The 23616-nt window shown below is 71.9% G+C and carries 20 protein-coding genes; 7 read left to right on the forward strand and 13 right to left on the reverse strand.

What is annotated here, in order from left to right:
• Positions 1-24: 24 nt before the first annotated feature.
• From D0T12_RS08110 to D0T12_RS08125, 4 genes are all read right to left on the reverse strand, one after another.
• On the reverse strand, positions 25-1311 hold the full coding sequence (locus D0T12_RS08110; protein ID WP_147339436.1) for a sensor histidine kinase: 1287 nt from the start codon (positions 1309-1311) through the stop codon (positions 25-27).
• 112 nt (positions 1312-1423) lie between these two features.
• Entirely contained in the window at positions 1424-2359 is a 936-nt protein-coding gene (locus D0T12_RS08115) for a cytochrome P450 (RefSeq protein WP_117398805.1), read from the reverse strand.
• Positions 2360-2456: 97 nt separating this feature from the next.
• On the reverse strand, positions 2457-3104 hold the full coding sequence (locus tag D0T12_RS08120; protein ID WP_117398806.1) for a response regulator: 648 nt from the start codon (positions 3102-3104) through the stop codon (positions 2457-2459).
• Entirely contained in the window at positions 3101-3946 is an 846-nt protein-coding gene (locus D0T12_RS08125) for a sensor histidine kinase (RefSeq protein WP_117398807.1), read from the reverse strand. The genes D0T12_RS08120 and D0T12_RS08125 overlap by 4 nt, the downstream gene beginning before the upstream one ends.
• A 259-nt stretch (positions 3947-4205) precedes the next feature.
• Here D0T12_RS08125 and D0T12_RS08130 point away from each other — a divergent pair, with 259 nt between their 5' ends.
• The gene (locus D0T12_RS08130) at positions 4206-5771 is read left to right on the forward strand and encodes a Rieske 2Fe-2S domain-containing protein (protein WP_117398808.1); all 1566 of its coding nucleotides are present in this window, start codon (positions 4206-4208) and stop codon (positions 5769-5771) included.
• 100 nt (positions 5772-5871) lie between these two features.
• On the forward strand, positions 5872-6030 hold the full coding sequence (locus D0T12_RS35280) for a hypothetical protein (protein WP_158581442.1): 159 nt from the start codon (positions 5872-5874) through the stop codon (positions 6028-6030).
• A gap of 9 nt (positions 6031-6039) precedes the next feature.
• Here the strand turns inward: D0T12_RS35280 and D0T12_RS08135 are convergent, their stop codons facing one another.
• From D0T12_RS08135 to D0T12_RS08170, 8 genes are all read right to left on the reverse strand, one after another.
• On the reverse strand, positions 6040-6960 hold the full coding sequence (locus tag D0T12_RS08135; protein ID WP_117398809.1) for a hypothetical protein: 921 nt from the start codon (positions 6958-6960) through the stop codon (positions 6040-6042).
• 23 nt (positions 6961-6983) lie between these two features.
• Positions 6984-7727, reverse strand: a complete 744-nt coding sequence (locus D0T12_RS08140; RefSeq protein WP_117398810.1) for a sugar transferase — start codon at positions 7725-7727, stop codon at positions 6984-6986.
• Between the two features lie 2 nt (positions 7728-7729).
• Positions 7730-10534: an O-antigen ligase family protein gene (locus D0T12_RS08145; RefSeq protein ID WP_158581443.1), complete on the reverse strand. Its 2805-nt coding sequence runs from the start codon at positions 10532-10534 to the stop codon at positions 7730-7732.
• Positions 10531-11730, reverse strand: coding sequence for a glycosyltransferase family 4 protein (locus D0T12_RS08150; RefSeq protein ID WP_158581444.1), 1200 nt, complete (start codon positions 11728-11730; stop codon positions 10531-10533). The genes D0T12_RS08145 and D0T12_RS08150 overlap by 4 nt, the downstream gene beginning before the upstream one ends.
• A 19-nt stretch (positions 11731-11749) precedes the next feature.
• Positions 11750-12901 (reverse strand): SDR family NAD(P)-dependent oxidoreductase, encoded by a 1152-nt coding sequence (locus D0T12_RS08155; RefSeq protein WP_158581445.1) that lies wholly within the window; start codon positions 12899-12901, stop codon positions 11750-11752.
• Positions 12902-12903: 2 nt separating this feature from the next.
• The gene (locus D0T12_RS08160; protein ID WP_117398814.1) at positions 12904-14067 is read right to left on the reverse strand and encodes a DegT/DnrJ/EryC1/StrS family aminotransferase; all 1164 of its coding nucleotides are present in this window, start codon (positions 14065-14067) and stop codon (positions 12904-12906) included.
• 54 nt (positions 14068-14121) lie between these two features.
• Entirely contained in the window at positions 14122-15585 is a 1464-nt protein-coding gene (locus D0T12_RS08165) for a YveK family protein (protein ID WP_147339438.1), read from the reverse strand.
• Between the two features lie 141 nt (positions 15586-15726).
• Positions 15727-16389, reverse strand: coding sequence for a response regulator (locus tag D0T12_RS08170; protein ID WP_158581446.1), 663 nt, complete (start codon positions 16387-16389; stop codon positions 15727-15729).
• Positions 16390-16646: 257 nt separating this feature from the next.
• On the opposite strand from D0T12_RS08170, the gene galE reads away from it, so the two are divergent.
• Positions 16647-17651 (forward strand): UDP-glucose 4-epimerase GalE, encoded by a 1005-nt coding sequence (gene galE, locus D0T12_RS08175; RefSeq protein ID WP_117398817.1) that lies wholly within the window; start codon positions 16647-16649, stop codon positions 17649-17651.
• 72 nt (positions 17652-17723) lie between these two features.
• On the opposite strand, the gene D0T12_RS36985 is transcribed toward galE, so the two are convergent.
• On the reverse strand, positions 17724-18593 hold the full coding sequence (locus D0T12_RS36985; RefSeq protein ID WP_117398818.1) for a LysR family transcriptional regulator: 870 nt from the start codon (positions 18591-18593) through the stop codon (positions 17724-17726).
• 71 nt (positions 18594-18664) lie between these two features.
• Here D0T12_RS36985 and D0T12_RS08185 point away from each other — a divergent pair, with 71 nt between their 5' ends.
• From D0T12_RS08185 to D0T12_RS08200, 4 genes are all read left to right on the forward strand, one after another.
• Complete coding sequence (locus D0T12_RS08185; protein WP_325050749.1) at positions 18665-19405, forward strand: SDR family oxidoreductase; 741 nt, start codon at positions 18665-18667, stop codon at positions 19403-19405.
• 39 nt (positions 19406-19444) lie between these two features.
• A complete protein-coding gene (locus tag D0T12_RS08190; protein ID WP_117398820.1) occupies positions 19445-22120 on the forward strand; it encodes a helix-turn-helix transcriptional regulator in 2676 nt (891 codons plus the stop codon).
• 304 nt (positions 22121-22424) lie between these two features.
• Positions 22425-23174 carry an SDR family NAD(P)-dependent oxidoreductase gene (locus D0T12_RS08195; RefSeq protein ID WP_117398821.1) on the forward strand — a complete coding sequence of 250 codons (750 nt, stop codon included), beginning with the start codon at positions 22425-22427 and terminating at the stop codon, positions 23172-23174.
• Between the two features lie 82 nt (positions 23175-23256).
• Entirely contained in the window at positions 23257-23616 is a 360-nt protein-coding gene (locus D0T12_RS08200) for a glyoxalase superfamily protein (protein ID WP_117398822.1), read from the forward strand.

Genomic DNA, 23616 nt, shown 5'->3' on the forward strand with positions numbered 1-23616 from the left:
GGGACCCATCGGAGACCCGCATCCTCAGTCCTCCCTCACGGTGGACGCGCCGTCCGGTTCCCGTGCCGCGGAATCGTCCGGGAGGGGGAGCCGGGCGCGCACCCCGAAACCGCCGTCCGGTCGTGGCCCGGCCTCGAACGAGCCGCCGAGCGCCGCGGCGCGCTCCCGCATGCCGCGGATCCCGCTGCCGCCGGGACGGTCGTCCAGCAGCGACACCCCCCGGCCGTCGTCGTCGACCCGCACCACGATGTCGTGTTCACCGTAGGTGATGCGGACCCGCGCCGTCACCGGACCGGGCCCCGCGTGCCGGGTCACGTTCGTCAGGGACTCCTGGACGATCCGGAACGCGGCCAGGTCGGTGCCCGCGTGCAGCGGGCGGCGCTCCCCGGTGATCTCGCACTCCACCCGCAGCCCGGCGGAGCGGGCGCGGTCCAGCAGCTCGTCGAGCCGGTCGAGCCCGGCGGTGGGGGAGCGCGGCGCGGTCTCGCCCTGCGCCCGCAGCGCCCCGATCACCCCGCGCATCTCGGTGAGGGCCTCCTTGCTGGCGTCCTTGATCGCCGCGAGCGCCGTCCGCGCCTGCTCGGGGTCGTCGTCCATCAGATGCAGCGCCACCCCGGCCTGCACGTTGATCATCGAGATGTTGTGGGCGAGGACGTCGTGCAGCTCGCGGGCCATCAGCAGCCGCTCCTCGCTGGCCTGGCGGCGTTCCTCCTCGGCGCGGACCCTGGCCGACTCGGCGGCGCGCTGGGCCCGCATCCGGACCAGCTCGGACGTGATGAGCACGACCAGCGCCCAGGCGGTGACGAACGTCGCCCCGACGAGGCTGGGCTCCTGCGGCGAGAACCATCCCTCGGTGCCGCGCCGGTTCGCCGGGACGCCGATCAGCGCGGTCAGTCCGAAGAAGGCGGCGAGGCCGGCTCCCGTCCCCGCCCAGGCGGCCAGGCGGTGCCCGGCGACGACCGCGGCCATGATCGCGACGGCGAGCGAGAGCGGAGCGGGCCCGTAGGGGTAGGCGCGCAGCAGGTACAGGGCCGTGACGGCCCCGGTGGCGGCGAGCGTGACCACCGGCCGGCGGCGGCGCAGCAGCAGCAGCGCCGGTCCGACCAGCACCAGGCCGAACCCGAGCGGGTCCAGGTCCCGGTGGGCGACGTCGGGGGACACGCCGTCGCCCGCCCACGGCGGGCCGGACCGCTCCGCGTCGCTGTGCCCCGCGCCCAGCGTCCCGAGAAACTGGACGACCACCAGGAGCAGCGGGACGACCCACACCGGCCATCCGGCGGGGCGCGGCCAGCGCGGCGGTGAGGTGCTCATCTCTGCACGGTAAGTCATCGGTGCCCGGGGCCACGTCGCCCACGGGGAGGTAGCGGCCCTACTCCTCGGGACGTATCGGCCATGACCGGACATCAGCCGGGACGGGGGCGGGCTAGGTCGTCCAGCGGACGGGAAGATGCTCGAAACCGTGGCGGGTGCACGACCGCGCCATCACCGGAGTCCCCGCGAGCTGGGGCAGCCCCGGACGTTCCAGCAGCGCGTCGAGCATGGCACGCAGGTGAACGCGTGCGAGCCGGGCGCCCATGCATGCGCGGACCCCGAATCCGAAGCACAGGTGGGCGCGGGCGCCGTGCGCGGCTCCGTCCGGCTCCGGGGACCGGCCCCCGACGAGGAACCGGTCGGGGTGGAACCGGCCGGGGTCGGGGAACGCCTCGCCGTCATGGTTCGCGGACACCAGCCACAGGACGACGCGTTCACCGGCCAGCAACGGCACGCCGCCGATGACGGTGTCGCGCCGGGCGACCCGCCAGACCCTCAGGACTGGCGTCCACCAGCGCAGCATCTCCTCGACGGCGCTGTCGACGAGACGCTCGTCCGAACGCCCCTCCTGGAGCCGGGCGTACTGGGTGGGGTGCCGGAGAAGGGCGTACAGGCCGCCGGCGAGGGTGTTCCGCAGCGTTTCGGGAAGGTCGCGGACGACCTCGCCGACGAAATCGACCGTCACCCTGGACGGCATCCGGGCGAGCATGGTCCGCGCCGGGGGATCCATGTCGATGGTCGCGGGCCACTCGGGCGAGGCGTCCTTGTGGGGCCCGTCGCCGGAGTCGTCGCCGGTGGCCGGGCCGTGCGGGGCGCCGCCGCCCTCCGGCACGAAGATCTCCGGGTGGGCGAGGGCGTGCCGGACGTCGTCGTAGCGCAGCACGCCCCAGGCGCCGGGCCGACCGGCCGCGCGCCCGTCCAGCCACACCACCGGCGTCCGCGCCCTGAGCCGTTCCAGCCGGTCGTGCGGGACGCCGTGCGCGTAGCCGTCCGCGTGGTCGAGCACCCCGGCATCGGAGAGGGGGAGCGCGCCTCGCCCTAGAGGCATGGGAACCTCCTTCGCCAGTCGGACGCTAACGCGTCCCGGTGGACGCCGGAAGGTCCGGTTCCGGCCGTCCGTGCGCGGCGGCCCCGGCGGGCGGGCCTCAGCCGGCGAGCCACTCCCCGGTCTCGACGCTGACCAGGCCGTGCCGGGCCGCCTCGATCACCGCCTCGCGCTGCGAGTGCACGCCGAGCTTGCTCAGCACGCTCTGCACGTGGCTGCGGGCCGTGCTGCGGGTGACGCCCATCGCCTTGGCGAGCGCCTGCGTCGACTCGCCCCGCGCGAGCCGGGTCAGGACCTCCCGTTCCCGCGGCGTGAGGAACCGCGCGGCCCGTTGCGCCTCGTTGTTGGGCCGTGTACCGCCGCGCCGGGCGTCCTGGTCGACGACGATCTCACCGTCGGCGACGCGGCTCAGCACGGCGAGGATGTCGCCGGTCTGCTGCCCCTTGTGCGCGAAACCCCGCACGCCCGCCGCCAGCCCGGACTCCATCACGCCCGGTTCGAGGAATCCGGTGAGGACGATGAACCTCGTGCCCGGGGACGCCGCCCGCAGCCGTGCCATCCAGTCGAGGGCCGTGCCGTCCGGGAACCGCAGGTCGATGAGGCACAGATCCGGTTGCCCGCCGCGCAGCAGCGGCATCGCGTCGGCCGGGGAGCAGGCCACGCCGACGACGTTGTGCCCGGCGTCCGTCAGCACCAGCGACAGCGACTCGGCGAACACCGCGTGATCGTCACAGATGACCATTTTCATGGGTGCCGCCGCCAGTCGTCCGCGTGCGCGTCCTGGGACGGGCAGGCCGGGTGCGTCCCGCCCGGGTGTCGCCTGTCGGGGGGCGGCGCCGCGGGCAGCAGGATCCGGACGCGGGCCCCGCCCATCTCGCAGGTGCGGATCTCCAGGCTGCCGCCGTACCCGGAGACGAGGTCGTGGACGATGCCGAGCCCCAGGGACGCGAGCCCGCGCCGCGCGGGCCCGTCGGGACGCCCCTCCGCGCCGCCGAAGCCGGGACCGTCGTCGTCGACCTGGACGACGACCCAGCCCTGGTCGGACTCGACCCGGACGTCGACGCGCCCGTCGGCGACCCGGCACGCGTTGTCGAGGACGTTGCGGACCGCGCGCCACAGCGCGACCGGGTCCATGTGCGCCCACGCCTCCCCGCCGGCGAAGCAGACCTCGTGCGAGGTGGCGAGCCGCATGCCGGTGACGACCTCCGCGGTGAGGTCGTCGACCCGGATGCGGTCCGGGCTCGGCGGCGGCCGGTCACCGTCCTCGCCTTCGGGGTCGTCCTCGTCGAGCCGCCGGAGCAGATGGTCGAGCCACCGGGTCTCACCGAGAAGCTGCTCGATGCGGGCCCTGCTGGTGTCGCCGACGTCCTCGGCGACGGCGACGGCGGAGGCCAGCATGATGATCGTGCCGAGTTCGTGGCGGATGTCGTGTCTGAGCCGCCGCCGCCAGAGGGTGTGCGCCCCGGCCTGCGCGACGTGGTTCGCCGGGAACTCGCCGTGGTGCGCGGGCTCGGGCGGACCGAGGTCCGCGAGCGTCCCCGCCTGTGCGGGTGCGTCCGCCGGAGTCGACCGGGACCCCGCTTCGTCCATGAGAATTCCCCGCTCCGCTATTTCGGCACCGTATAGACGTTCGCGCCGGTATACGTAGGTGTCCAGTCAATGGCCACAACCGTCCGCCGGCTGACCAGAAGTGGACATGCACATCGAGTGGTGAACCTTTTTGATTGACGGTGCGTCCCGACCGGGATTGTCAGTTCTTGCTGTCGTCCATTCTTTCATGCTTACGGCGTAGCCACATTGCGCATTCCAGCGGGTGTGTTGGCCGGCCGCGGAGGAGACAGTCGAGAGCATGGCGACGGTCACATTTCTGGGACATGCGGGGGTGGCGGTGGACGCTGGCGCGTTCCACCTGCTCGCCGACCCGTGGCTTGCTCCGACAGGGGCCTTTCTCGGAGCCTGGCACCAGTATCCGCGGAACGACCACCTCGACCTCGCCGCGTTGCTCGACGCGGACTGGGTCGCGGTCTCTCACGAGCATCTGGATCACTTCGACCCATGGGTGCTGGAGCGACTTCCGGCTCGTACTAGAATCCTCATTCCGTGCTATCCGGGACCCGCCTTCCGTGAGCGCATGCTGGCCGCGGCGGGCGGTCGGCAGGTAATCGAGTTAACGGCGTGGGAGAAATTCCCACTCGACAATCGGGGGTCGTGGATCACGGCGATTCCGGAACTGTCGCCGATGTGCCACGACGCCGCCTTCCTCATCGTCGCTGACGGTCACGGGATCCTGCACGCCAACGACGCCCGGCTCACCGCCGCGCAGGCCCGCCGCGCCAAGCATCTGGCGGGCGGCCGGCTGGACCTGATGGCCGTGCAGACGTCCGGGGCGTCCTGGCATCCGATCTGTTACGAGTACCCGCCCGAGGAGATGGCCAAGGTCGCCATGGACAAGCGGGTGTCGAAGCTGCGCGCCGTGCAGCGGCTCGTCCGGCAGACCGCGCCGGAGCTCGCGGTGCCGTTCGCGGGCCCGCCCTGCTTCCTGGACCCCGAGGTCGACCACCTCAACCAGATCCTCGACCAGGAGGACGGCGCGTTCTGCGACCCGGAGATCTCCACGGCGTGGCTGCGCGAGCACCTCCCGAACCAGCGCTGGGACTACTTCAAGCCCGGCGACGTCCTCGACCTCGACAGCGGTGCCATCGCCCGCGACCCCGTCTCCGCCGAATTCTCCTTCGCCGACGCCTACCGGCCCGCGTACCTTGAGCGGTACGCCGCCGACCGCGCGTCCGCCATCGCCGAGGTGATGGCCCATCATCCCGAGCCGGGTCCCGACCTGTTCGACCGGTTCGTCGCCCACTTCGACTATCTCGGCGGCCTCAGCGACTACTTCCTCCGCCAGATCTCCATGATCGTCCAGTTCGAGGTGACCGGCCCGAACGGCGGGATCTGGAACGTCGACTTCTCCCCGGACGGCGTCACGGTCACCGAGGCGTCCCCCGACGCCCGCCCCCACTACCGCATCACCGCGGCGGGACGCTGGATCGACGGCATCCTCGCGGGCCGGATGGCGTGGGAGGACCTGCTCATCTCGTTCCGGGTCAGCCTCTTCCGCGACCCCGACGTCTACAACGACTACCTCGTCGGTCTCCTCAAGCACGCCAACGCGCCCGCCCTGGAGGCCGTCGAGGCCTACGAGACCGGACGCGACGAGACCGAGCGCATCACGGTCGCCTGTGACGGCGTCCGCTACGACATCCCCCGCTACTGCCCGCACGCGGGTGAGGACCTGTCGGTCGGCGCCATCGTCCGCGACGGCAGGATCCACTGCCTGGCCCACAACTTCGCCTTCGACCTCGCCAGCGGCGAGTGCGTCAACGCCCGTGCCGCGAACCTCACCAGCCGGAAGCTGGCCTGACGCGAAAGACGCGCCGGGTGGACGAACCCGGCGTGTCTGACATCAGTCCTCAGTCATGACGTGTTAGGTTTTTCCCCTGTTTGTCTGGGGGGATTGAAGAGTGCGCGGTCTGAACCGCAAGAAGATCGGCCTGCTGGCCGTCGCGTTCGTTCTCGTCATCGGTGTGATGGAGGTCCTGGCCCTCAAGATCGGGTCCATGGACCTGCCCTTGCCGTCGGAGCCGGGTCATCCGGCCGTGGCCGACAGACCCGGCGGCTGACCCGGCTTCTCAACGACCGGCGTAGCGGGCCCTGATGATGCCCTGTAGGTCCGGATGGTCGCCGCCGGTGGCGTCCTCCAGGGTGGGGCAGGCCCATTCGTCCTGGTGGCCCCACGAGTAGGTGACCTCCAGCGGCGGGGTGGGGACGAGGCGGTCCCAGCGGGCGAGGATCTCGCGGAACTGGCCCTCCGTGGGCAGCCAGTACTGCTTGTCGCCCGTGGAACAGTCCTGCCCGAACGTCTGCAGGACGGGCGCGACCTTGCCGCGGGGAATGCCCGCGTCGTCCACCATCCGCACCATCCGGTCGACGGCGCGGATGTCGCAGTGTTCGAGCGGCGTCGGCGACCCCTTGCAGGGATAGGGGTCCAGGCCGACCAGGTCGACGCTGACGCGTTGCGGCGCGAGCGATCTCATCGGCCAGTCGGTCAGCGCGATGTAGGAGACCTGGTCCGGCGCGTGCCGCCGGATGTACTCGGCGCGGCTGCGGATCTCGTCCACGACCTCGGGGCACTCGCCGGTGTTCGGCTCGTCCGACAGGTACCAGCCGTACACCTTCTTGTCACGTCCGAACCGGTCGACGGCCCGTTTGAACGCCTCCATGTCGAGATGGAAGGCGCCGCAGTGGAAGTTGCCGACCCACAGCATCGCCTGCATCCCCTTCGGGACCCCGGCGATGAGCGCCTCGTCCGCCTCGACGTCCACGACGTCGTAGCCGAGCTCCCGCAGCCGCCCGTAGTCGGCGGGTTCGGAGTTCAGGGCGACACGGCGCGTCTTGCCGGGCTCCACCGCGGGCACGCCGGGCGACGCGGGCGGCACCCAGTCGCGGGTGTGGTCGGGCGGGTCCGCCCGCGTGACGACCAGGAACCCCGTGACCAGCACGATCGCCGCGCCGACCGCGGAGAACCTGAAACGAACATCCCGTAGGTCCATGCCGTACCCTCCTGGGCGCGCCGTCAGGCGGCGGACCCGGGCTCCTTGGCGCGGTGCGCGGCGTCGGACGGTGACGTCAACTCTGCCACGTTGCCGGTCCCCGAAACCGGCAACTGCGGGACTTTGAACCCCAGAATGTAGCGGACCGTCCGCAGTAAGACGCGGAGTGTCACACGCATCGACGGGTTGCTCAGGTACACCGCGTCGGCCGCGGACTGCGCCGGGGCGAGATGCTCCACGTAGAAGGCGAGGTCGACCTCCTGGCCGGGCGGCAGTATCTCGGCGTACCGGAAGCTGACCTGGGACAGGCCCGTGATCCCCGGCCGATGGTCGAAGATCCAGCGCCAGCGCGCGTCGTAGTAGACGGCGAGGTCGTAGGTCTCCGGACGCGCGCCGACGAGCGTCATGTCGCCGCGGAGCACGTTCACGAGCTGCGGCAGCTCGTCCAGGTAGTAACGGCGCAGGAACCGGCCGAGCGGGGTGACCCGAGGGTCGGAGGTCGCGGTGACCTTCATTCCGCCGACGCCCTGCCGCATCGTGCGGAACTTGTACATGGTGAACGGCCGGCCGCCCTGCCCGACACGGGTCTGTTTGAAGATCCCTCGACCGCGGCTCGTCAGCCGGACCAGCGCGTAGATGAGCAGCATCGGGACGGACAGCAGCAGAAGCCCGGTCAACGCGGCGACGATGTCCAGCGCCCGCCGGCCCCGCGAGGGCGGAATTCCGTCGGACGGGTCGATGGGTCGCGCGGTGAAGTCCTTGGACATGGTCACCCCTTGTTCCTGACGGCCTGGAACCAGGCCAGCAAAGCCGCAGTGGTGGTGAGGAAAGAGACCGAGGTGGCGACGGCGGCGCCCTCCGCGCCGTGCGCCGGGATCAGCAGCATCCCGAGCACGACGACGACGAGCAGGCCGATGCCCTGCCCGGTGGACGCGGCGCCCGGTCGTCCGACCCCGTAGAGGTACGCCATGACGAGACCGGTCACACCGAACGTCACGACACCCGCGAGACGGATGTACGTCGGTACGACGGCGTCGTCGAACACGTCGCCGAACACCCACGGCAGCGCCGTCCCGGCGATGAGCGCGAGCGGCAGCGCGGCGAGCACGGAGATGCCGAGGGCCGGGAGGATGAGGGCGGCCGTCCGGCGAGCGGCGCTCCTCTTGTCCTCCCTGGCGAAGTCGGGATACAGGACGTAGTTCACGGCGAGCCCCGGAAGCTGCACGAGTTCCGCGAACTTGCTCGCGACCGTGTAGACGCCCAGCGTCTTCGGCCCGGCGAGCGCGCCCAGCAGCGCCATGTCGAAGCGGAGTTGCAGGAGGTCGATGAGCTGGCCGACGTAGCCGCGGATCCCGTACCCGGCGATCGATCTGCCGAGCCGCGCGTCGGGGCGTCCCCAGCCGCGGAAGAAGCCGCGCCGGGCCAGCCGCCGCGCGATCCACGCCGCGGCCGCCAGGTCGGCGAGGACGAGCCCGGCGACGAGCGCGCCCGTTCCGTGCCAGCCGACCAGGATCGCGACGTAGATCGGCAGGAACACGAACTCCTCGACGGCGATGGCGAGGCTCGCGCCGTTCGGGTCGTTCGTCCCCTGGAGAAGCCCCTTACCGACGGACACGAACCCCTGCGTGAACGCGGGGACGGCCGCGGCGAGCGTCAGCCAGATGCCGAACGACTTGAAGAACACCAGGAGGAGCAGCGGGCTCAGCACGAGCCAGCCGACGCCCGCGAGGACCGCCCCGATCAGCGTCAGCCAGGCCAGGGTGGGCCGCACCCGGGTCTGGTCGCGGTCGGACTGGGCCAGGAAGTAGGGCGCGGCGGCCGGCAGCCCCGCGTTCGACAGGTGGCAGAGCAGCCCCGGCAGGATGCGGACGAGGGTGAACGCCCCCACCAGCGTCGGCCCGCCGACCCGCGCGACGAGGACCGTCGCGACCCCCAGCGACGCCAGCGCGCCCACCCGCGCGGCCATGTTCCCCGCGACGAGCGACACGAGCCGGTTGCGAAGGCCGCTCTGCCCGGCGTCGCGCCCGGGTTTCCGCTCGGCCTCCTTCCCGGGTTTCTCGGCGGTCTCGGGTTCCTTGGTCGCGATGCCGGTCTTGACGCCGTTCACGCGATGGCGTTCCGGTACGGCGGCGACGTCCCGGGCGCCGCCGTACCGGACGGCGACCCGGCGAGGAGCCGGCGGGTCGGGCGGCGCGGGAGGCCCGTCCGCCAAGCGGATCGCGCGGGCGGGCCGGACGGACGCGCCGGACGTTCGCCGGCCGAACAGGTCCAGGGCGGCGATCAGACCGAAGATCGCGAAGCCGTGCCGGTAGTGGAGCACCTCGTAGAACAGGCCGCAGATGACGAAGACGACCAGCAGGGCCCCGAAGAGTTCGGGATGCGGCACGAGCCGCGCGTACTCGGGTCTCAACGCGTCGCGCCGCGCGATCCGCACGCACCGCACCACCAGCACCGACAGCAGCAGGACCAGCGCGACCCCGCCGAGGAACCCCCGTTCGAGGACGGAGGCGATGTAGTCGTTGTGCGCCTCGCGGACGTACGTCTCCTGCTGGACGAGCATCTGCCGCTCGGTCTCCGCGGCGCCGATGCCCCACGGATGGGTCTGGGCCTGGATCATGTCCCAGGTGGTGGAGAAGACGGTGCTGCGGGACTCGGTGCTCTCCCCGGTCGTCCTGCCGATCGAGTCGCGCAGGAGCGGGGACGCCTCGCTGGCGCGGTCCAGGAACGGCTGGATGTCGACCTGGGTCACCACGGTGATCCCGGCGCCGCCGACGAACACGGCCGCGGCGCCGACCACGATCGCGTGATGGGCCTTGCCCTCGCGGAACAACCGGAACAGATAGCCGAGCAGCAGCGCGCAGCTGAGCGCGAGCATCCCGCCGTTCGAGCCGGTCAGCAGCTCGGCGGTGATGAGGATGCCGCACACGGTCCAGCGCCGCCATCTCGTCTCCGGCCAGCGGGCGGCGCGGGCGATGAAGAAGATGCAGATGAACCAGTTGGCGGCGTAGTTGGCGTCCCCGAAGGTGAACATCAGCCGCGAGCCGTCGACCTGCTTGCCGGAGATCGCGTCGTTCCCGATCGCGAAACCGGTCATCATCACGAGCGCGTAGAAGGTGCCGATCCCGACGAAGGCGCGCAGCGTGACGCGGAGCAGGGACGGATCGCGGCACAGATTGGCGACGCAGACCGCCCACATCAGGACGAACACGTCCTTGACGAGGGTGAGCGCCCCGGCGTTGCCGTTGGCGAGCGCCGCGAGGCCGCCCGCGAGGACGGTGAGCAGGGTGGGCAGCAGGTAGGGCCAGCGGACGGGCACCCGCCGCGTTCCCGCCCACAGGAACGCGGCGAACACGAAAACGATCAGGACGGCGTCGGGTATCGCCGTGTTGCCGGGCCCGGGCGGCAGCCCGCCGGGCAGCAGCATCGGCAGCGACGCGATGCCCAGGACGAGGGCGACGACCTCGGGTCGCCGCCATCCTCGCCTGGGTTCCGCGGGCTCGGGGGGCTCAACCCACGGCGCCGGAGCCCCCGACGATTCCTCCTTGGGCGCCGCTTTGGTCGCGGGCGAGGTCATGACCGCTGGTAAGGCCGCCTGGAGGTGCCCCGGTAGGTCTCGTCCAAGACCGTGCCGAGGTGGGTGGGGGTGAACCATTCGCCGACCCGGCCACGGGCGCGTTCGGCCATCCGGTCCGCGGCGGCCGGATCGTCCAGCATCGCCGTGATGGCGTCCGCGAGCCGCTCCGGGTTCTCCGGCGGGACGAGCAGGCCGGTCTCGCCTGCGAGGACGAGGTCCTGGTTGGACGGGACGGCCGTCGCGACCAGCGGGATCCCGGCGCTGATCGCCTCGACCAGCACGCAGGGCAGGCCCTCCCAGCGACTCGCCATCGCCATCAGGTCGAACGCGGGCATGACGGACGCGACGTCGTCGCTGTGCCCGAGCCAGCGCATTCGATCCTCGATGCCGAGTCTCGCGGTGAGCTTCGCCAGCTTGTCCGCCATCGGACCGCCGCCGACCCACAGGCCGAACACGTCGTCCGGCAGCCGCGCGATGGCCTTGGCGAAGATCTCCGGGCCCTTCTGGAAGGTGAGCCTGCCGATCGAACCGACGACCTTCACCCCGAGGGGCAGGTCGAGCCGGCGGCGGGCCCGCGCCCTGGAGCCGGGCGCGGCGACGTACGACTCGACGTCCACGGCGGGCCATGACAGCCGGACCCGCTCCGGGGTGGCGAGCCCGAGCCGCAGCGCGGTCGTCACCGTGTCCGTGCCGACGCCGAGGAACGCGTCGGTGTGCTTGGCGGCGATGCGTTCGAGCCGTATGTAGGCGGTGCGCCGCGGCCACGACTGGAATTCGTGGAACGGGAACCCGTGCCAGGTGTGCACGATGCGGGGCACACCGGCACGCGCCGCGGCGAGCCGTCCGATGACGCCCGCCTTGGAGGAGTGCGTGTGGACGACGTCGAACCGCCCGTCCGCCAGCACCTTGGTGAGGGTGGACAGGGCGGCGAAGTCGTCGCGGGGGGAGATCTGCGGGACCAGGGATCCCACCTGGACGACCTCCATCCCGGCGCGGTACGCGTCGGGGGTGAGGTCGCCGGCGGCGGCGTTCGCGACGGCGTCGTCGCCGTGGAGGACGCGGCCGCGGGCGGCGGACGGTTCGCTGTCCATGCCGACGCCGCCGGTGACGATCGCCCGTTCGTATCCGTCGTCGGGTAGGGACAGGGCGCCGTTCAGCGCCACCCTCCCGCCGCCGCCGTTGAAACGGGTGATCACTTGCGCTACTCGTAGCTTCCTACCTGATTTCACGGGTTACCTCACTGGCCGAGAGTGGACGCCGGGCCGGGCGATACTCCGGTAGCAGGCGGCGCAGCAGCAGGCGCACTTCGTCCGCGTCGCGGGCCTCCGCGGCCGCGGCGAGCGCGTCGAGCAACCGCGGCAGCCCGCCGGGGGGCGGTGCGGGCCTGGTTCCCCAGATCTTGGGGTGTGCGGTGCGGATTCGTTGTTCGGAATCGGCGAACGCCTTCTCGGCGAGCTTCTCGCCGGGGCCGAGTCCGCTGAACCTGATCGTGACGGCGGGGGAGTGGACCTGCGCGGCGTACCGCTGCACGAGGTCGAGGACCGGGACGGGCCGGCCCATGTCGAGGGCGAACGTCTCCGCCTCTTCCGCGAGCGCGGCCGCCTCGATCAGCAGGCCCACGGCCTCCGTCACCGTCATCACGTGCCGCGCGGCCTCCGGGTGCGCGACGGTGATGACCTCACCGGCGGCGATCCGGTGGGCGAGCGGGCGGCCGAGCGGCGCGCTCGACGCGCCGATGACCTGACCGACGCGGACGGCCGCGAAGCACGTGGGGCCGCCCGTCGCCGTCTGCAGCAGCATCTCGCCGAGCCGCATCGTCGCGCCGAGCACCGACGTCGGCTCCGCCGCCCGGTCGGACGAGACGAACACCAGCCGCCGCACCCCGTGCCGGACGGCGCTGTCGACGACGTGCCGGGTGCCGACCACGTTGTCGGCGACGCCGCGGCATGGATCGTTCTCGACGGCGGACAGCCGGTGCCTGCCCGCCGCGTGGAAGAGCAGTTCGGGTCGCCTGTCGTCGATGACGGCGTCGAGGCGGTCCGCGTCCCGCACGTCCGCGACGGCGATGGCGATCCGGCCGTCGCCCGGTTCCCCGGTGAGCGTGCGGGCCAGCCGTTCCAGCCGGCGCCCGTCATTGTCGACCAGGCACAGCGCCGCCGGATCCAGGCGTCGGATCCGGCGGCACAGCGCCGCGCCGACCGTCCCGCAGGCACCGGTGACGAGCACCCGCCGGCCGCGGACCAGGCGCCGCCCCCGCAGATCGGTGAGGACGATCTCCTCCCGGTCCAGCAGCAGGGCGAGCGGGCTGGCCGCGGCCACGGCGGGCGCGGCGCCTCGGCGGGGCCGGTGCGACGGGAACCAGCGCACGGTCAGCTCCGGGTCCGCATCGCCCGGGTCCGCATCGCCTCGGCGAGGGCGGCGACCACGCGGTCCTGGTCGTCGGCCGTCAGGCCCGGGTACAGCGGCAGCGACAGCAGTTCCTCCCCGACCCGGTCGGTCACGGGCACCCGCGCGCACTCGTCCGCGCCGACGATCTCCTTGTAGGCGGTCAACTGGTTGGCCGGGATGAAGTGGACGGACGTTCCGATGCCCGCCGCCTGCAACTCGTCGCCGACCGCGTCACGGTCCTTGACGCGCACCTGGTAGAGATGCCAGGCGTGCCGGACGCCGTCGAGGGAGTTCCGCTGCGGGAGGACGACCCCGGACACCCCCGCCAGCGCCTCGTCGTAGCGGGCGACGATCTGCTCCCGCTCCTCCTGCCAACCGGGCAGCGACTGGATCTGGGCGCGTCCGATCGTCGCCTGGACGTCGGTCATGTTCGCCTTCAGCCCCACGGCCTTCACGTCGTACCGCCAGCTCCCGCCGGGTAGGTAGCGTTTCCAGGAGTCCTTGCTCATCCCGTGCAGCCGCATCGCGCGGACCCGGTCGGCGAACTCCTCGTCGCTGGTCGCGACCGCGCCGCCCTCGCCGATCGGCATGTTCTTCGTCGCGTAGAACGAGAAGCACGCCGCGTACGAGGACGATCCGACGGGGGCTCCGCCGCGCGCCGCGCCCGGTCCGTGCGCGGCGTCCTCCACCACCCGTGACCGGTCGAGACCGGCCGCCTCGGTGAGGGCGGGCACGTCCACCGGGTATCCGCCCTGGTTCTGCAGGATCATGGCGGCGGGCTTCACCCGGGCCGCCGCCGCGGCGACCGTCTCCGGGCTCGGCACCAGCGTCTCCTCGTCGATGTCGACGAAGACGGGACGGTGCCCGGCGTGCAGGATCGCGTTGATCGCGCCGCAGAACGTCAGGCTGGGCGTGAGCACCGGCGACCCCGCGGGGAGGCCCATCGCGCGCAGGCTCAGCTCCAGGGCGCTCGTGCACGACGCGACCGCGACGACGTGCGCGGCGCCGAGGTAGTCGGCGAACTCCTGCTCGAACGCCGCGGTCTCCGGGCCCGTGGTGAGCCAGCGGGAGTCGAGCACCTTGACGACCGCGTCGGGCACCCCACCCGTGAGCGGCGGGACGCAGAACGGGACGTTTGAAGTCATCCGGCTTTTCTCCTTGTTCTCACGTGCCTTGCGTTCTCACGTGCCGTTGGGTTGTCACGTGCCTGTGCGGCCGCGAACGACCGAGCGGATCCGCGCGATCCCGCGGTTCCGGGGGGAGATCGACCCGCGTGACGCGGCCACGACGCCGAGCAGCGGCCAACCGGAGGCGGCGACGAGGTCGCGAACGGAGTCCAGCCCGGCCGCCGTCGTCACCGGACCGGCCACGACCACCACGCCGACCACGTCGTCCGCGTTCGGGTCCATGTCCTCGAACGCGTGCACATGGCACAGGCGGCGGACCGGGACCGGCAGGCCCGTCTCCACCGGGGACACCTCCGCCGTGGTCTTCGGCATGACCGCGGTTCCGGTGGCGCGGACGAGCGAGGTGCTCTTCGCGCCGTCGGTCCCGGTGCTGTTGAGGGACGGGTCGTCGCCGTCCGCGTCCTTTCCGCCGGTCTCGGCGGGACGTTCCTCGGACGTCTCGGTGTCGTCCACCCGGGCGTGCACCGGCCTGGCCGTGAAAGAGTTCGCGTCGTCCCCGTGGCGCGCGTCGTCCCCGTACACCGCCCCCGCCACCGTCGACACCAGCTCGTGGGGCAGCGGACCGGGCGCGCCGACCAGCGTGACCCGTTCGACGTCCTGCTTCTTCGCCGCCAGCCGCACCCGCCGGCCGAGGTCGGCGAGCTGCCCGGGGCCGCGGTCGGTGTGGCCGAGCAGCGGCACCGCCAGGCGCCGCGCGACCCGCCGCTGTCCGGGGATCGTGGGCCGGACCGCCTCGACGATGACCGCGATCAGGATCCCGCCGACCAGCCCGACGAGCCCGGCGATCACCGACATCATCACCATCGGGTCCGAGGTCGGGGCGAGGACCGCGGGCTGCACCACCGACGACCTGCTGGTCGCCAGGAGCTGGTTCCGCAGGTCCGAACGGTCCGATCGCAGGTCCGCCAGCTCCGCCTGTACCAGGTCGCGTTCGTTCACGGCGTCGGTGTCGGGATTGGGCTCCGCCGTTCCCCGGGTCAGGGGCCCGAGCCTCCGCTGAAGCTCCTGGACGCGCTCGTCGATCTCGGCCAACCGCTGCCTGATGGCGCCCTGGCTGGACTCGTTGATCTCCTGGACGACCGCGGCTCCGATGGCGTCCGTGAGCGCCTGCGCCACGTCCGGGTCGGAGTCCTTCACCGACAGCTCCACGATCGTGGACGTCCCGAGCCCCGACACCTCGACGGCCTTGGCGACCTTCGTCGTCGACCGGTCGATGCCCTGCTGGCGCAGCACGTCGCGCAGCAGCGTGTCGCTGGTCGCGAACGCCTTCACCTTGCTGACCACGATGCTGACGCCGGCGTCGCCGACCTCCGCGTCGGTCACCCCGCCACCGGCCTGCAACCGGGACTTGGCGACCGAGGGCGGCACCTGGGCGCTCATCAGCAGTGCCACCAGCGTCAGCGGCACAACGGTCATGACCAGCAGGAGCGCCCAGTAACTGCGAACAACCCGCGCGGCGACTTCGTCGATCTCCACGATCTTTCCTCCGGGTTCGGCCACCGCGAGCGTAAGAACCCGACTCCTCGGAGCAATCGCGCAAAAGACGATCCCCGACTACGCCGTTTGCATCAGTCAGCGCTCTTATCAGGCAATTCGCTTGTCGGGCGGTGCGCCCGATCAATGGTCGGAAGGCCGCATCCCGGAACGCATCGCGAGGGTGATCGCCTCAAGTGCCGAGTGCATGTCGAGTTTCGCCAGCAGGTTCTGCGTGTGCGTGCGGATCGTGTTCGTCGACAGGCCGAGCCGTTCGGCGATCTCGGCGCGGCCCAGGCCGTCCACCATGCACTGGAGGACCTCCCGCTCGCGCGGCGTCAGGGCCGCCAGCGTTCCCGCGCCGCCGTGCGGTTCGGGGTCGTCCCGCACCAGGCGGTGCAGCACCTCGCCCAGCACGTCCACCGGGATCCAGCCGCCCCGCCGCGCCGCCGACCGGATCACCTGCGCGACCCGGTCGGCGCCCTCGGTCTTCTCCAGCCAGCCCACCGCGCCCCGCCGGACGGCCCGCACCATCGTGTCCAGGTCGCTCATCGCGGTGAGCACGACGACCCGCAGCTCCGGCTGCGTGTCGCGGACCCGGTCCAGGACGTCCAGGCCGCTCTCCGACCCCAGCGTCATGTCGAGCAGCAGCACGCGCGGACGTTCGGTGGCGGCGAGCGCGACCGCGCGCCGCACGTCCGCGGCGATCGGCAGGATCACCAGGTCGGGTTCGCGGTCCAGCCGGGCGGCCAGGGCTTCGGCGAACAGCGCATGATCGTCCACGATGAGGACGCGGATCGGTTCCATCCATCGACGATGACCGCTGCGAGCGTCGGACGGATCATGCAAACGCTGTACTCGTTCCGGTCCGCCGGTATGGCGCGCGTCCTTCCGGTGTTCGGGCCCGGGGATGAAGACGCGTGCGCGTACGCGACGTCGCGATGGAAGGTTCCTTTTCGTCCGGAGCCGGTCAGGTGCACGGCGGATCATTGACCGGGCACGGTCGCCTGCTGATCCTGTCACGTGTCATTCCAGGGTCAATTCGGGTTGTCAAAGGATGCGCCATGAAAGTCCTGATCACCGGTGGAGCCGGTTTCATCGGAAGCACGATCGCCTCGGTGTTCGCCGAGCGCGGGGTCACGCCGGTCGTGCTCGACAGCCTGGTCACGGGCAGGCAGGAGTTCACCGACGGAAAGATCTTCTACCAGGGCGACATCGGGGACGGAGATCTCGTCGACCAGATCTTCCAGGACCATCCCGACATCATCGCGACCGTCCACTGCGCCGCACTGATCGTCGTGCCCGATTCGATGGCCGACCCGCTCCGCTACTACCGCGTCAATCTGACCAGGACCCTCGACCTGGCCGGTCATCTCATCCGTAACGACTGCATGCGAATGATCTTCGCGTCGACGGCGGGAATGTACCGACCCGAGCCGGATCTGTCGGTCACCGAAACGTCGGTTCTGGAGCCGCAGAATCCGTACACCCGCTCGAAGATGATGGCCGAGCTACTTCTTCAGGACTTCTGCAAGGCCTACGGGCTCCGTGTCATATCCCTGCGCTATCTCAACCCGATCGGCGCCGATCCGCAGTTGCGCACCGGCCTGCAGAACAGCAAGCCCACCCACGCCCTCGGCAAGATGATCGAATGCCATGGCCTCGGCGTGCCGTTCACGATCACCGGGGTGGACTGGGAGACCCGCGACGGCACCGCCATCCGCGACTACATCCATGTCTGGGACATCGCCCGCGCCTTCTACGAGGCCACCGCCCGCTTCGACTCGATCGTTCCGCCGCGCGGGGAGGGCTCCGGCTACGAGGTCATCAATCTGGGGACCGGTGACGGCACCACCGTCCGCGAACTCGTCGAGGCGTTCCGCGAAGTGGTCGGCGACGGTTTCCGCGCGGCGGACGCCCCGGCCCGTCCCGGCGACGTCGTCGGCGCCTTCGTCAATCCGGCCAAGGCCAGCGCCCTGCTCGGCTGGAAACCCGAATACACCATCGAGGACGCCATCCGCCATTCCCTCCAATGGGCGGAACGGCGCCGCGAGACCGACCTCGCCTGAGAAGACGTCCCGCCGAGGCGTCCGCACCCGAAGAATGGCCCCCGCCGCTGCGAGGGACCATTCTTTGGCGCGTCAGGTGGAGCATTCGAGGGCCGTGCGGACGAAGCGGGCGATGTGCGGCGACCGGCTGCCCGCCCGCCACAGGGCCAGGGTCCGGTACGGCTTCGCGTCGGACACCGGCCGGTACGTCACGTCCGGGCGGACGTTCCGCGCGGCCAGCGAGGCGGGCACCAGCGCCACGGCCTGGCCGAGGGCCACCACCTCCAGGAGTTGGGCGGTGTCCCGCACGGTCGGGCCGTCGGCGGGCCGGTCCGGGTTTCCCAGCCAATGGTCGTCGTCGAGGGGTTCCGGGGTGCTCCACCTGGGCGCGGGTTCGTCGACCAGGTCGGCGGTGCTGAGGACGTCGCGTCCGGCGAGCGCATGGTCCGCGGGGAGCGCGGCGACACGCGGCTCCGTGGACAGCGGTTCGGTGTCGAGGCCCTCGCCGTCGAAGCACGCGGCGATCGCCAGGTCCGCGCGCCCGTCGCGGACCATGGCGGCCTGCTCACCGAACCCGCTGACGACGACCTGGAGTTCCGGCGCGTCCGGCTCGTCGCGGAACCGCGCGCAGACCGTGTGCAGCAGCTCCGTCGCCACCCCCGGCTTCGCGGTGACGACGAGCGCGTGGCGCGGCGCACCGGCCCGCCGCGTCCGGCGGACGGCGACGTCGACGGAGGAGAGGACGACGGCCGCCTCCTTGGCGAGGACCTCACCGGCGGGGGTCAGGGCCAGCCGACGACCCGTCCGGTCGAACAGGTCGACGCCGAGGCGGCGCTCCAGCCGGCGCATCGCCCGGGACAGCGGCGGCTGGGCGATCCCGAGCCGCTTCGCCGCCCGGGTGACGTTCAGTTCCTCGGCGACGGCGCGGAAGTAGCGCAACTCGCGGATCTCCGGCTCCGACATACCGCCAGGGTATGGGGCGGCACCCGATCGGTCTTTCCCCCGCCGGGGCAGGTGCGGCTGAGATGGACGCCATGAACGAAATCGCACTCGTCACCGGCGGCAACAAGGGGATCGGCCTGGAGATCGTCCGCGGCCTCGCACAATGGGGTTTCACGGTGTATCTCGGTGCCCGAGACCCGGAACGCGGCCGCGCGGCCGTCGAGGCCATGGCGGAAGGACTGGACGTCCGGTTCGTCCGGCTCGACGTGACCGACCCGACTTCCGTGGCAGCCGCCGTCACGGCGATCGAGAAGGAGACGGGACTCCTGGACGTCCTGGTCAACAACGCCGGGATCACGCGCGACTGGGGCGTCCCGTTCGACTCCGCCGCCTCCTCCCGGATGCGGGAGGTGTACGAGGTCAACGTCTTCGGCGTCGTCACGGTGACGTCGGCGTGCCTGCCGCTGCTCCGCCGGTCCGGGAACGCGCGGATCGTCAACGTGTCGAGCGGGCTCGGGTCGCTGACGTTCCTGAGCGACCCGGCGCACCCGCTCTCGGCGCGCTCGTCCCTCGGATACGGCTCGTCCAAGGCCGCCCTCAACGCCCTGACCCTCGCCTACGCCAACGCCCTGCGCGCGGACGGCATCAAGGTGAACGCCGCCGCGCCGGGAATGGTCCGCACCGACCAGAACGCCGACGCGCCGTTCCCCCGAGGCGACCGCACCCCCGTGGACGGCGCCACCGTCCCGATCCTGCTCGCGACACTTCCCCCGGACGGCCCCACCGGCGTCTTCCGGGGCCCCGACTCCCTGGACGAGACCATCCCCTGGTGACCGGGACGCGAACGGCACCGCACTTGTACTGTGTGCGGCGTGTTCATCGGGCGGCACCATGAGAGGGGACGCGTCGCCGGGCTGCTCGCGGACGCTCGCGCCGGACGAAGCGGAACCTTGGTGATCCGCGGCGAGGCGGGAATCGGGAAGACCACGCTGATCGACCGGGTCGCGGCGGACGCCGTGGACATGCGGGTCATCCGCGGCGTGGGCGTCGAGGCCGAGACGGAACTGCCGTTCAGCGGGCTGCATCTGATGTTGCACCCCCACGGCGACCGGCTCGACGCGCTGCCCGCCCAACAGGCCGCGGCGCTGCGGTCGGCGTTCGGGCTGGCCCCCGGCCCGGTGCCCGACCGGTTCCTGATCGGCGCGGCGACCCTCACGCTGCTGTCGGACCTGGCGACCGACCGTCCGGTGCTGTGCCTGGTCGACGACGCGCACTGGCTCGACCCGGCGTCGCTGGACGCGCTGCTGTTCGCCGCCCGGCGGCTCAGCGCCGACCCGATCGCCGTGATCTTCGCGGTGCGGGACACCACCCGCCCCTTTCCCGACCAGGGCCTGGAGGTCGTCCGGCTGGACGCCCTGAAACGTGGGGAAGCGGCGGACCTCGTCGCGGCGCACGCGCCGGGCCTGACGGTTCCGGTACGGGAACGGCTCCTGGACGAGGCGGGCGGCAACCCCCTCGCGCTCATCGAACTGGCGAACGCGCTCGGCTCCCGGCCCGCGCTGCACACTGGCCCGCTGCCGGTAGGCGGGCGGGTGCAGGAGACGTTCCGGCTCCAACTCGCCGAACTCCCCGACGCGACCCGGCTACTGCTCCTGGTCGTCGCGGCCGACGGGACCGCCGACCTCGGCGTCGTCCTCCGCGCCGCGGGAACGCTGGGGTTCGACGCGGCCGACCTCGGCCCGGCGGAGGAGGCCCGACTCGTCGTCCTGGACGGCGAGGAGGTCCGTTTCCGGCACCCGCTGATCCGCGCCGTCACCTACCAGAACGCCGCCCACCACCAGCGGATCGCCGTCCACGGCGCGCTGGCCGGGGCGCTCGACGGCGACGCGCACGCCGACCGCCGGGCCTGGCATCGCGCCGCGGCCGCGACCGGGCCGGACGAGGACATCGCCGCCGAACTGGAACGGGCCGCGCGACGGGCCGGTCGGCGCGGCGGAACGGCCGCCGTCGCCGCCGCGTACGAGCGGGCGGCAAGGCTCAGCACCGAACCGGAAGGCAAGGCACGCCGGATCGTCCACGCGGCCCGCGCCGCCTACGACGCCGGACGCCCCGACGACGCCACCCGCCTCGCCGAAGAGGCCACGCACCTCACGAACGAGAGCGCCGTCATCGCCGAGGCCATGTTCGTCCAGGCCCAGGTCGCCTACGAACGCACCTCCCCGGCCGCGGACGCCGCCCTCGCGCTGAAGGGCGCGCGGCTGATCGCGGCCGACGACCCCGAGAAGGCCGTGTCCATGCTGACGGAGGCGGTCTGGTCCGCCCGGGACGCGGGCGCACACGACCTGGTACGCGACAGCGTGGAGCTTCTCCGCGAAGTGCGCCTGCCGGACGGCTCGACGCAGGCCCCGGTGACCGGCGCACTGATCGCCTACGGACGGTTCCCCGGCGCCGTCCCGCCGATGCGAGCGCTGGTGGAAGCCGCCCAGGACGACCGCGTCGAGGACTTCGTCGAACGCATCATCGCCGGTTTCATGGGCCTCCTCACCGCCGACGACCGGTCCGCGACCACGCTGCTGGAAAGCACGGCCGCGCGGGCCCGAGCACAGGGCGCCCTCGGCTGGCTCCCGTACATCATGGAACCCCTCGCGATCGGACGGCTCCTTCTGGGCGACCTGCGCGGCGCCGACGCGGCCGCAGCGGAGGGCCTGTCGCTGGCGTCCGACATCGGAATGGACATGCAGGTCATGGCGCTGACATGCATCACGGTCCGGTCAGAGTCGGACGCCGAGCGCAGCCGCTCACTCGCCCCCGACGTCCTGCGGCACGCCGACCTGCACCCCACCAACGCCGCCCTGGCGACCTGGGGCCTCGCCCTGCACGACCTCGCCGACGGCCGCGCCGACACCGCCCTCGACCACCTGGAGTCGGTGTGCTCCGGCCCGGCCCGTCACGACCTGCTGCTCCGCGCCGTCCCCGACCACGCCGAGGCCGCCGTCCGCGCCGGCCGCCGCGACCTGGCCCGCACCCACCTCCCCGCCTTCGAGACGTGGGCGGCGGCCACCTCGTTCACCGCCCACATCTCACGATGCCGCGCCCTCCTGTCGGAGAACGACACCGCCGAGGAGCACTACCGCACCGCGCTGACCCTGCACGGCGACCGCTCCTACGACGCCGCCCGCACCCGCCTCCTCTACGGCGAATGGCTCCGCCGCAGACGCCGCCGCACCGAAGCCCGCGCCGAACTGACCACGGCCCAGGACACCTTCACCCGCCTCGGCGCCCCCCGCTGGGCCGCCCGCGCCCACGCCGAACTGGAGGCCCTGGGCGACCGCCCAACGGCCCGCCCCGACGACGCCGACCCGTTGAACCGCCTGACCCCACAGGAACTCCAGGTCGTGCGCCTGGCCGCCACCGGCCTCAGCAACCGAGAAATAGCCGCCCAGCTCTACCTGAGCCCCCGCACGGTGGGCCATCACCTCTACAAGGCATATCCCAAAATCGGCGTGACCCGCCGCATGGAACTGGCCCGCCTCATCTCGATCACCTGACGCAACCATCCGCCCCGACCACGCGAACACGCCCGTCCAACGGTCGTTAGCCCTCGCACGGTCGGGCATCACGTCTGCGAGGCGCCCGAGGCTCGGGTCACTCGGCGGATGGGGTTGGCGCGTTTCGTATCGGTCACCTGACTTAGGCGCCCGGACCGGCCGCCTGGGCGCGGCCGTCCAACGGCCCTCTGTAGGGGCTTCATAGGGGGTCTGACCTGCATCGCCAGGGATACGTTCCGCGACCGATGCGGCCTGTGAGGGGCCGCGCCTAACGTCGTGGCCACTCGAACGAACGGAGAGCACGATGCTTCTGGAGAACAAGACCGCGATCATCTACGGCGGGGGCGGCACGATCGGCGGCGCCATGGCGCGCGGGTTCGCCGCCGAGGGCGCGCGGGTTTTCCTGGCCGGTCGGACGCCCGACACCCTCGACGCCGTCGCCGCGCAGATCCGGGACGCCGGAGGACTCGCCGAGACCGCCCGCGTGGACGCCCTCGACGAGGACGCCGTCAACAGTTGGGTCGACTCCGTCGCGGGGACGGCGGGCAGCGTCGACGTCTCGGTCAACGTCATCTCGCACGACGCCCTGTTCCGTCCGCTGATCGAGATGCCGGTCGACGACTTCGCCCGGTCCCTGGAGAAGATCGCCCGGACGTTCCTGCTGACGACGAAGGCCGCCGCCCGCCACATGGTCAAGCAGGGCTCGGGCGTGATCCTGCACTTCGGCGGCTCCGACGGCACCAACCACATGCCCGGCCTCGGGAACGTGCAGGTCGCCTTCGACATGGTCGAGGCGATGCGCCGCCAGTGGGCGTGCGAGCTGGGCCCGCACTCGGTCCGGGTCCTGTCGATGCGGTCCGGCGGCGTCCCCGAGTCCTTCCCCGACACTCCGGAGACCGCCCAGGTCAGGCAGCAGCTCACGGACGCGACCCTGCTCAAGCGCGCCGCGACCCTCACCGACGTCGGTCGTGTCGCCGCGTTCCTGGCCTCCGACCACGCCGCCAGCATCACCTCGACCCAGGTCAACATCACGGCGGGCGCCCTCGTCGACTGACGGAAAACGCGTCGATCATGACGATACGTAGGAGACTTCCTATGTTTGACAGGTAGGAAGTCTCCTACGTATCGTACGGCGCATGAACATCACGCATGTGCGGTTTCTGACCGTCCCGGTGTCCGACCAGGACGCCGCCAAGGCCTTCTACGCGGACCGGCTCGGCTTCGAGGTGGTCGCGGACCAGTCCATGGGCCCGGTCCGCTGGCTCCAGGTCGCCCCGAAGGGCGCGCAGACCAGCGTCGTCCTCGCGGACCACCTGCCCGACGTGGCGCCGGGGAGCGTGCACGGGCTGATGCTGGAGACGTCCGACCTGGACGGCGACTGCGAGCGCCTCCGCGAGGCGGGAGTCGAGGTCGACGGGCCGCAGGAGCTGCCCTGGGGGCGGCAGGCCACGCTCACCGACCCCGACGGCAACGGCCTCGTCCTCGCCGAGCGCTGA

The sequence above is a fragment of the Actinomadura spongiicola genome (genome assembly GCF_003432485.1).
In the GTDB taxonomy this organism is placed as follows: Bacteria; Actinomycetota; Actinomycetes; order Streptosporangiales; family Streptosporangiaceae; genus Spirillospora; species Spirillospora spongiicola.

Excerpts from the sequence above, each read along its gene's own strand:
- D0T12_RS08110 (WP_147339436.1), bottom strand. The coding sequence starts at position 1,311 with ATGAGCACCTCACCGCCGCGCTGGCCGCGCCCCGCCGGATGGCCGGTG.
- D0T12_RS08115 (WP_117398805.1), bottom strand. The coding sequence starts at position 2,359 with ATGCCTCTAGGGCGAGGCGCGCTCCCCCTCTCCGATGCCGGGGTGCTC.
- D0T12_RS08120 (WP_117398806.1), bottom strand. The coding sequence starts at position 3,104 with ATGAAAATGGTCATCTGTGACGATCACGCGGTGTTCGCCGAGTCGCTG.
- D0T12_RS08125 (WP_117398807.1), bottom strand. The coding sequence starts at position 3,946 with ATGGACGAAGCGGGGTCCCGGTCGACTCCGGCGGACGCACCCGCACAG.
- D0T12_RS08130 (WP_117398808.1), top strand. The coding sequence starts at position 4,206 with ATGGCGACGGTCACATTTCTGGGACATGCGGGGGTGGCGGTGGACGCT.
- D0T12_RS08135 (WP_117398809.1), bottom strand. The coding sequence starts at position 6,960 with ATGGACCTACGGGATGTTCGTTTCAGGTTCTCCGCGGTCGGCGCGGCG.
- D0T12_RS08140 (WP_117398810.1), bottom strand. The coding sequence starts at position 7,727 with ATGTCCAAGGACTTCACCGCGCGACCCATCGACCCGTCCGACGGAATT.
- D0T12_RS08145 (WP_158581443.1), bottom strand. The coding sequence starts at position 10,534 with ATGACCTCGCCCGCGACCAAAGCGGCGCCCAAGGAGGAATCGTCGGGG.
- D0T12_RS08160 (WP_117398814.1), bottom strand. The coding sequence starts at position 14,067 with ATGACTTCAAACGTCCCGTTCTGCGTCCCGCCGCTCACGGGTGGGGTG.
- D0T12_RS08170 (WP_158581446.1), bottom strand. The coding sequence starts at position 16,389 with ATGGAACCGATCCGCGTCCTCATCGTGGACGATCATGCGCTGTTCGCC.
- galE (WP_117398817.1), top strand. The coding sequence starts at position 16,647 with ATGAAAGTCCTGATCACCGGTGGAGCCGGTTTCATCGGAAGCACGATC.
- D0T12_RS36985 (WP_117398818.1), bottom strand. The coding sequence starts at position 18,593 with ATGTCGGAGCCGGAGATCCGCGAGTTGCGCTACTTCCGCGCCGTCGCC.
- D0T12_RS08185 (WP_325050749.1), top strand. The coding sequence starts at position 18,665 with ATGAACGAAATCGCACTCGTCACCGGCGGCAACAAGGGGATCGGCCTG.
- D0T12_RS08195 (WP_117398821.1), top strand. The coding sequence starts at position 22,425 with ATGCTTCTGGAGAACAAGACCGCGATCATCTACGGCGGGGGCGGCACG.
- D0T12_RS08200 (WP_117398822.1), top strand. The coding sequence starts at position 23,257 with ATGAACATCACGCATGTGCGGTTTCTGACCGTCCCGGTGTCCGACCAG.